The sequence below is a fragment of the Streptomyces ipomoeae 91-03 genome (assembly GCF_000317595.1).
Taxonomy (GTDB): domain Bacteria; phylum Actinomycetota; class Actinomycetes; order Streptomycetales; family Streptomycetaceae; genus Streptomyces; species Streptomyces ipomoeae.
This window is the reverse complement of sequence record NZ_AEJC01000347.1, coordinates 1-7,820: the sequence shown is the minus strand read 5'-3', so window position 1 is coordinate 7,820 and position 7,820 is coordinate 1. Positions and strand designations below refer to the sequence as shown.

6 protein-coding genes and 2 pseudogenes are annotated in these 7,820 nt (G+C 71.9%); 3 read left to right on the top strand and 5 right to left on the bottom strand.

The window, feature by feature from the left end; all coding sequences use genetic code 11:
- Positions 1–261 (bottom strand): DUF1876 domain-containing protein (locus STRIP9103_RS22435; RefSeq protein ID WP_063747304.1); only part of this gene is annotated, 261 nt, incomplete at its 3' end.
- Positions 262–369: 108 nt separating this feature from the next.
- Positions 370–1,068: a polysaccharide lyase family 7 protein gene (locus STRIP9103_RS22430; protein WP_009319208.1), complete on the bottom strand. Its 699-nt coding sequence runs from the start codon at positions 1,066–1,068 to the stop codon at positions 370–372.
- 251 nt (positions 1,069–1,319) lie between these two features.
- Between STRIP9103_RS22430 and STRIP9103_RS22425 the strand changes: the two are divergent.
- Positions 1,320–2,240, top strand: a pseudogene (locus STRIP9103_RS22425) (glycosyl hydrolase family 95 catalytic domain-containing protein); the annotation flags it as partial.
- A gap of 120 nt (positions 2,241–2,360) precedes the next feature.
- Here the strand turns inward: STRIP9103_RS22425 and STRIP9103_RS22420 are convergent.
- On the bottom strand, positions 2,361–3,368 hold the full coding sequence (locus STRIP9103_RS22420) for an aldo/keto reductase (protein ID WP_009319203.1): 1,008 nt from the start codon (positions 3,366–3,368) through the stop codon (positions 2,361–2,363).
- Positions 3,369–3,456: 88 nt separating this feature from the next.
- On the opposite strand from STRIP9103_RS22420, the gene STRIP9103_RS22415 reads away from it, so the two are divergent.
- Both STRIP9103_RS22415 and STRIP9103_RS22410 read left to right on the top strand, forming a co-directional pair.
- On the top strand, positions 3,457–4,371 hold the full coding sequence (locus STRIP9103_RS22415; protein ID WP_009319209.1) for an AraC family transcriptional regulator: 915 nt from the start codon (positions 3,457–3,459) through the stop codon (positions 4,369–4,371).
- 79 nt (positions 4,372–4,450) lie between these two features.
- The gene (locus tag STRIP9103_RS22410; RefSeq protein ID WP_234022267.1) at positions 4,451–4,891 is read left to right on the top strand and encodes a MarR family winged helix-turn-helix transcriptional regulator; all 441 of its coding nucleotides are present in this window, start codon (positions 4,451–4,453) and stop codon (positions 4,889–4,891) included.
- 84 nt (positions 4,892–4,975) lie between these two features.
- Here the strand turns inward: STRIP9103_RS22410 and STRIP9103_RS22405 are convergent, their stop codons facing one another.
- Together STRIP9103_RS22405 and STRIP9103_RS22400 are read right to left on the bottom strand one after the other, a co-directional pair.
- Complete coding sequence (locus tag STRIP9103_RS22405; protein WP_048820764.1) at positions 4,976–6,205, bottom strand: PP2C family protein-serine/threonine phosphatase; 1,230 nt, start codon at positions 6,203–6,205, stop codon at positions 4,976–4,978.
- Between the two features lie 354 nt (positions 6,206–6,559).
- Positions 6,560–7,820 (bottom strand): annotated as a pseudogene (locus STRIP9103_RS22400) (hypothetical protein); the annotation flags it as partial.

Genomic DNA, 7,820 nt, shown 5'->3' with positions numbered 1-7,820 from the left:
GCGGACGGGGCCGGTCAGTTGCACGATGTCGTCGGCGGCCACATCGTGCAGCCGGATCGCCAGGTCCTCCAGGGCCCGGCTCGCGGCGAGTTCGTCCCCGATCTCGGGGATCGGCCGGTCGATCGGGTTGCGCCGGGCGGTGCCCTGGCCGGCGACGGTCGACGTGGCCCGGGTTTCCAGCACGGCACGCGCATGCGTGTCGTCGCCGTCCTCGGTGATGTAGATCTGCACGGTCCACTGCTTGGCTTCCACTGAGATCACCTCCGCGCGCGGATCTCCTTCACTCCAGGCTGCGCCGCTCGCCGGGACCGGTCCAGTCGGACGGGCTTCCGGCGCCTCGTCACCGGGGCCAGGGCCTGTCCGCCCAGGTCATCGCGTCCAGTGGCGGATGTCGCGGAAACGGGCCTCGACGCGGCCGGAGCCGTGGTTGTAGACGCCGTTCTTGAAGTAACGGGTGGCGGGGCCCCGGTCGGCGACCGTCAGGACGAGGGAGTCGTCGAAGTAGACCTTGATGGTCCCGGTCCCGCTGCTCGCCGCGTGGGCGATCTTCACGTTGAACCAGGTGTCGTACGCGTTCGTCCTGAGCACCGTGCCGTCATAGCGCCGCACGGTGCCGCCGTCCGTGTCGTAGACGTTGAGCATGATGTCGGTGGCGGGGGTGCCCGAGGGGCGGACGCTGCGCAGGATCTGGACGAAGGAGGCGCCGTCGGAGCCGGACGGCAGACAGACGTCGGCGTCCCACATGCGGTCACCGGTCTTGTAGTCGTTCTTCCAGCGCATCTCCGTGCGCGGATCCGTGGTGCTGCCCTCCTCGAACGGCTCGTCGGTGGCGTGGACCCACATGCGGTGGACGCCCCCGCTGTAACTGTGCCGGTCGGCGAGATCGAGGTTCCAGGGCTTCTGCCAGCTGCACGCGAACGAGGTCTGCGTCCAGCCGTCGGTCGGATCGGCGGCGGGCTCGGCTGTCGCCGCCGTCGTGGCGCTCGCGAGCGGGCCCTGCGGCAGGGCGAGCGCGGTACCGCCGGCCAACAGCCCGGCTCCGGCCCGTAAGACGGTTCTCCTGTTCATCGTGTGTCCTCCGATGACCGTGGGGGGTGAAGTCTCATCGCAGGCAACCCCAATACATCGGATGAGTCAAGAGCTTTGGTTGGTCTGTCGATGTGGGCTCGGAATCCAGATCATCGCTACTTTGTGCCCGTCTGCCCTCTATGTGCCGCCGAGTGCCTTCGCGGTCCAGACCATTAACAGGTGCACGAGGGCTGCCTACGTTCGGCGATACACCCGATGTATCGAGGATCCGTCAGGTCTGGAGGACGATGATGACCTCACAGCCGGGGAAACACTCACCGATGCCCCGCAGAGCGGTGATCGGCACCGCGCTGGGCGGCGCCGCAGCCGCCGCCCAGCCCGGCACATCCCACGCCGCCCCACCCTTACCGGCGGCCCGGTCCGCCGAAGCCGACCCGGTGATCGGACGGGACAGACGTCCCTGGCAACTCCGCGACACCATGACGGGCGACCGGGCCTGGGAAGGGTTCCTGCGCGGCCAGGACCTGCTGCGGACCAAGCTGCCCACCCGCTGGTACGAGGGCCCGTTCCTCGGCGACGGGCTGCTCGGCAGCATGGTGTACCAGGAACCGGGCGCCAACAAGATCCGCTTCACCGTCCAGCACGGCCGGGTCCAGGACCACCGGCCCGAGTTCGGCTGGGGGTGCCCCCACGCCCTTCAGGCAGTGGGGGAGGCTGGGGCACCTGTCGGCTGCCGGTCGGGTACCTCACCCTCGACCCGGTCGGCACCATCACCGCCGTCGACTGGCGGCTGAGCCTGTGGAACGCCGAGTTCACCGGCACGATCGCCACCACCGAGGGCACGCTCACCCTCTCCGCGATCGTCCACGACGAGGTCCTGGCCGTCCGCGCCACGGCCGACGGCGACGAACAGGTCACCTGGACCTTCCACCCCGAGGAGGCCATCAGCCCCCGGAAGATCCAGGAGGCCCCGCCCGCCGACTACACCCCCAACCCGCCCTGGACCACACGGACCACCGCCGATGGCACCGAGCAGGTGCTCCAGCCCCTCACCGGCGGCGGCCGGACCGTCACCTCGTACCGCCGCACCGGCGACGAACTGCTGATCGGCGTCGGACACAGCTTCCCCTCCGACACCGCCGCCGAGACCGCCTCGCTCCGCAACCTCCGGCGCGCCGGGTCGTACGGCGCCCTCCGGCGACGGCACCCCCAACGGCGGCTTCGCCGCCCTCGCCTGCCCCTGGAAACCGGGCCTCACCACCTGCCACCGCTGACCGGACTGTCCGCGTCGCGGCTGTCGGCCGCGACGCGCACGGCCGGAGCCGTGGCTGCTACCAGGTGGGCATCCAGCCCTCGGGGTAACGGGCGCCGGCCGCGCCGTGCGGGAGGATCTCCTGGATGCGGGCCAGGTCCTCGGCGGTGAGGGTGACGTGCGCGGCGGCGACGTTCTCCGCCAGGCGGTGGGGGCTGCGGGTGCCGGGGATGGGCACGATGTCGTCGCCCTGGGCCAGCAGCCAGGCCAGGGCGAGCTGGGTGACCGCGATGCCCTTGGCCTCGGCCAGGGCGGTCAACTCGCGCACGGCGGCCAGGTTCTTCTCGTAGTTCCCGGGCTGCCAGCGCTCGTCCCAGCTGCGCATGTCGTCCGCGGGGTACTCGGCGGCGGGCTTCACCGCGCTGGTGAGGAAGCCGCGGCCCAGCGGCGAGTACGGCACGAAGCCGATCCCCAACTCGCGGACGACCGGCAGCACTTCGGCCTCCACGGCCCGCTCGAACACCGAGTACTCGGTCTGGAGCACGGACACCGGGTGCACGGCGTGGGCGCGGCGGATGACGTCGGGGCCGGCCTCGCTCAGCCCGAAGTAGCGCACCTTGCCTTCCGCGATCAGCTCGCCGACGGTTCCGGCGACGTCCTCGATGGGGACGTCCGGGTCGACGCGGTGCTGGTAGAGGACATCGATGTGATCGGTGCCGAGATGGCGCAGGCTGTTCTCGGTGACCTCGCGGATGTGTTCGGGGCGGCTGTCCAGGGCGGCGCCGACCTTGCCCGGATCGCTCAGATCGAAACCGAACTTGGTCGCGAGGACCACGTCGTCGCGGAAGTCCTTCACGGCCCGGCCGAGCAACTGCTCGTTGCTGCCGGTGCCCATGCCGTACAGCTCGGCGGTGTCGAAGAAGGTGACGCCCAGTTCGTACGCGCGCCGGATCGTGTCGATACCGCCCTGCTCGTCGGGGGCGCCATAGGCCATCGTCATGCCCATCGTGCCCAGCCCGATGGCGCCGACCTCCAGACCCTGGGTGCCGAGCGTGCGGTGCGGAAGGTTCCTGTCGTGTTGTGTCATGCCGTCAACGGTAGGAGCGCGACAGCGGGGCGTCATGGGGCATCGATCGCATAGGATTGCCTGATCCTCTCAAGGAAGGCTGTGTCTCATGCTGGACAGGCTGGCCCGCGCCGTCGAGCGGCACTGTCAGGGACAGTGGTCCGAGACCGCTGTGCCCAGGCTGTCGCTGGTCTCGCTCGACGAACTCATCGAGCCGATGGACGTGACGTACGAGCCGATGATCTGCTTCATCGCCGAGGGCGCCAAGCGCACCTCGGCGGGCGAGCGCAGCTGGGTCACGCCCCCCGGCGAGATGGCCCTGTTCACCCTCGATCTGCCCGTCACCGCCGCCTTCGAGAAGGTGCCCTACCGGGCCGCGGTCATGCGGCTCGACAGCAAGGCGCTCGCCGCCGAGCAGATGGAGCTGGCCGAAATCGACGCACTGTCACCACCGGCCGTCACCGCGAAGGTCGCCGCGCCGATGGCCCCGGAGCTCGTCGACGCGGTCACCCGGTGGATCCATCTGCTCGACACCCCGGAGGACATCCGGCCTCTGGCGCCCCGGATCGAGAGCGAGATCCTCTACCGGCTGCTGCGCAGTCCGCTCGGCCCCGTCCTGCGCCACTGGTCGCTGGCCGACTCCGCCGCCTCCCGGATCCGTACGGCGGCACGCTGGATCCGCGACCACTACACCGAGCCGCTCGGCATCGACGAGATCGCCGAGCGGGCCCGGATGAGCCCGGCCACGCTGCACCGGCACTTCAAGGCGGCCACCGGTATGAGCCCGCTCAAGTTCCAGAAGCACCTGCGGCTGCAGGAGGCGCGACGGCGACTGCTCGCGGGCGACGGGACGGCGGCTCAGGTCGCCCAGGCGGTCGGCTACGTCAGCGCCACCCAGTTCAACCGCGAGTACCGTCGCGCCTACGGCCTACCGCCCGGCCAGGACGCCGCCCGGCTCCGCACCCGCCTCGCCGAGGCCGGCCGGATCCCGGTCCTGCTCGACGGCTCGGGCGCGAAGCCATGACCGGCCCGGTCGGGTGGGGGCAGGGGGGCAGCAGGCCAAGGGATCAGCGGACCAGGGGATCAGGGCGATCTTCCCCCGGGTGTGTCCCCGCTCCAGCTCCGCGCACGCGCTGCTGTACCGGCAGCTGGAGCAGCGGCTCAAGCGGGACTTCGGCCTGTCCGGGCTGCAGTACGAGATCATGGCCCGGCTCAGCGGCGCCCCCGACCGGGAGCTGCGCATGACCGAACTGGCCGACGCCCTCGTCAACTCCAAGAGCGGGCTGACCTATCAGATCGGCCAGATGGAGAAGGCCGGACTGGTGCGCCGACGTTTCTGCCCGAGCGACGAGCGCGCGGTCTACGCCGTACTCACCGGTGAGGGCATGGCCCTGCTGGAGCAGGCGGCCCCCGGCCATGTCGAACTGGTCAGGGACCTCCTCATGGACGTACTCACCCCCGACCAGGTACGCGCCCTCGCCGACGGCCTCGGCGAGGTGACCCGCCGCATGACCACCGAGCCTGTCGGTGCGGAGCCTTCCTGAGGGTGGCCGGTCCCTCGACGTGGTGAGGAGCCGGGCCCTGGCCCTGTGCCCGCCGGCCTCGGTCGGTCGGGGGTCGGCGGACCGTCACAGGCGCAGAACGACGAGTGCGGTGTCGTCGGTGTTGCCGGAGTGAGGGAGGAGGTCGGTGAGGAGGGCGTCGGCCAGGGGTTCGGGGGCGTGGTGGCGGTGTCGGGTGAGGGAGTCGGCGAGGCGGGCGAGGCCTGTGTCGATGCTTTCGGTACGGCGTTCGATCAACCCGTCGGTGTACAGGACCAGCACGGCACCGTCCACGAAGGACGTACCGACCTGAGGGCGGGGGACGGGCGCCGGGCGGGCGCCGAGTGGTGGATCGGTGGCCTGGTCGAGGAAGCTCACGGTGCCGTCGGGATGCAGCAGGGTGGGCGGCGGGTGGCCGGCGCTGCTGTAGGTGACGGTGTGGCTGTCCCAGTCGATGAAGGCCGTCACCGCGGTGGTCGACTCGGCGCCCTCGACCTCGCGGGCGTACCGGTCGAGGGCGTCCAGTGCCTCACCGGGACCGCCCGCGAGGCGGGTGGCGCCGCTGAGGGCACTGCGCAACTGGCCCATGGCGCACGCGGCGGCCAGACCGTGGCCGACGACGTCGCCGACGGCGACCGCGAGGCTCCGGCCGGGCAGATCGACCAGGTCGTACCAGTCGCCGCACACGTTCAGCGCGCCGACGGCGGGCCGGTAACGCACCGCCGCCTCGTGCGGTCCGGTCGGGCGGGGCGGCGGCAGCATCGCCGCCTGCAGGGCCAGGGCGACCTCGCGTTCGTGGGCGTGCGCCTGACGCAGCCGTTCGTTGACCTCCTGCAGTTCGCGGGCGCGCGTATAGAGCTCGGCCTCCAGCACCCGGGACCTGCTGTCGCCGGCCGGGCCGCCGAAGGCGCGGATGAGTTCGGTGACCTCCTCCACCCGGTGCACGATCAGCGCGACCTTCCCGTCCGGACCGAGGACGGGGGCGTTGACCGGGCTCCAGTAGTGCTCCTCCCAGTGGCCGGGCCGCTGGGGATCCTCGATGTCGTAGCGCAGCAGCGCCATCGTGTCCCGCTCGCCGGTGGCCACCACGCGCAGCATCGACGCCTCGGTCTCCCGCATGCCGGCCGCGGCCGGATCGTTCGGGTTCTCGGGGAAGACGTCGAAGATGTACCGGCCCAGCAACTGCTCGCGGGTGCGCCCGGCCAGGCGCAGGAAGTCGTCGTTGGCGTCGACGTACACCAGGTCGGGGGTGAGCAGCGCCACCATGCCCGGCAGGGCCCGGAAGACCGCCGCGTAGTCGATGGGCGCTTCCCTCATGACCTGCCTGCCTCGGCGCCGATTGTCACTGTGCGGTTCCACGATAGAAGCCAATCCACCATCTGGTCCCCGCATTCGGTCCCTCCGAGCCCCCGACGACGGTCCGCCCCCTTGCGGTCAGATGGTCGGAGCGCAGCGGCGGATTCGCCCGAACGAGTGATGTGCTGGGCGGCAGAGGAGCGGGCACCGGTCTCGGTGGGCCGGGCTTCGCTGATGCCGCCTTGCCGTCCCGGCTCGGCCCGGCTCGGTTCGGTTCGGTTCGGTTCGGTTCGGTTCGGTGGAGCGTGGGGGATCGGGTCGGGACGGTGTTGCTTCGTGGGGTGTCAGGCCGGGCCGGCGTTGGTTCGTGGGGTGTCAGGTGGTGGGTGGTCGCCAGGTGGACTGGACGAGGGCGCGTTCCGTGGTGGTGAGATAGACGGCCGCGGCCAGCCATGCTCGGGCGTAGCGGTCGGGGTCGGCCTCGTCGGTGCGGCCGAAGACGTCGCGGGTGCGGCGGTCGGCCTCCGCGGTGAGGGCGGCGGCGAGGTCGGCGGCCGTACGGAACCCGCTGCGCCGCAGCGCCGCCCCGCCTCCGCTCCGGTCGCCGTCGCGCGCCGGTTCGGCGACGGCCCGGCGGCCCCCGGACACGGCGACCTCGACCAGTCGGCGGAGCCGCCACAGGGGGGCCTCGGCCAGCGGGTCCGGCGGCAGGTCGGCGAGGCCGTCCACGGTCGGCAGGGCGTCGGGCGGTGGGAGGTGTACGCCTTCGAGGCGGTCGTAGCCCAGGTCGGCGTGGCCCTGCCAGTCCGCGGGCAGCCGCAGTGTCGCCTCGGTGCCCGGCACGGGGCCGACCGCGAGCGGGCGGAGTGTCGCGGCGCGGTCGGGGTCCAGGCGGCCGATCACGCGGAGCCGCAGCCCCGGCCGGGACGCGAGTCGGCGGAGGTTGGCCGTGTGGGCGAGGTCGGGGTGGCCGTTGGCCGGGGTCAACCGGATCAGCAGGCCCTCCTCGTCCGGTCGTCCGGGGGTGAGTTCACGGGCGAGAAGGTGGTCGCCGGCCGCGCCGACGAGGATCAGGTCGCAGCCGATCAACTCACGGGCCGTCTGCTCTGCACGTTCCGGGTCGGCACCCGGAGCCTCGGTGAGCCGTTCGGCGACGACCTCGGCCAAGGGGCGGGCGAACAGTGCCGAGAGCGGGCCCGACGTCCAGGACAGACCGGCGACCGGAGTGGCCCGCACCCCCTTGCCGGAGCCGAGGCGGCCGTCCGGAGAAAGCGTGGCACCGGAGATCAGCAGACCGCCGCGGGCCAGCTGGGCGTGGTTGAGCGTGCCCGAACCGAGCGCGACGGTGGCCGTGGCGGCACCCCGGGCGCGGGCCGGGCCGCCGGGTTTGACGTCGGCGACGGAGAACCAGCGCCCGTCGTCGGAGACGAGATGCGTGACGACACCGCCGTACCCGGTGGCCGCGATCACCGGCTCCCGGCACACCCCGTGCACCCGCAGGGCGCCGCCGGGCCGGTAGTTTCGCCGAGCGGTGCCGATCAGGGTATGGTCCGGGTCCGCCGCCGCCAACAGGCCGGTGGTGAGCAGCAGTTCCCGCACATTGGCGACGAGGTCGGCCAGCCGGTGGCTGTCGTGG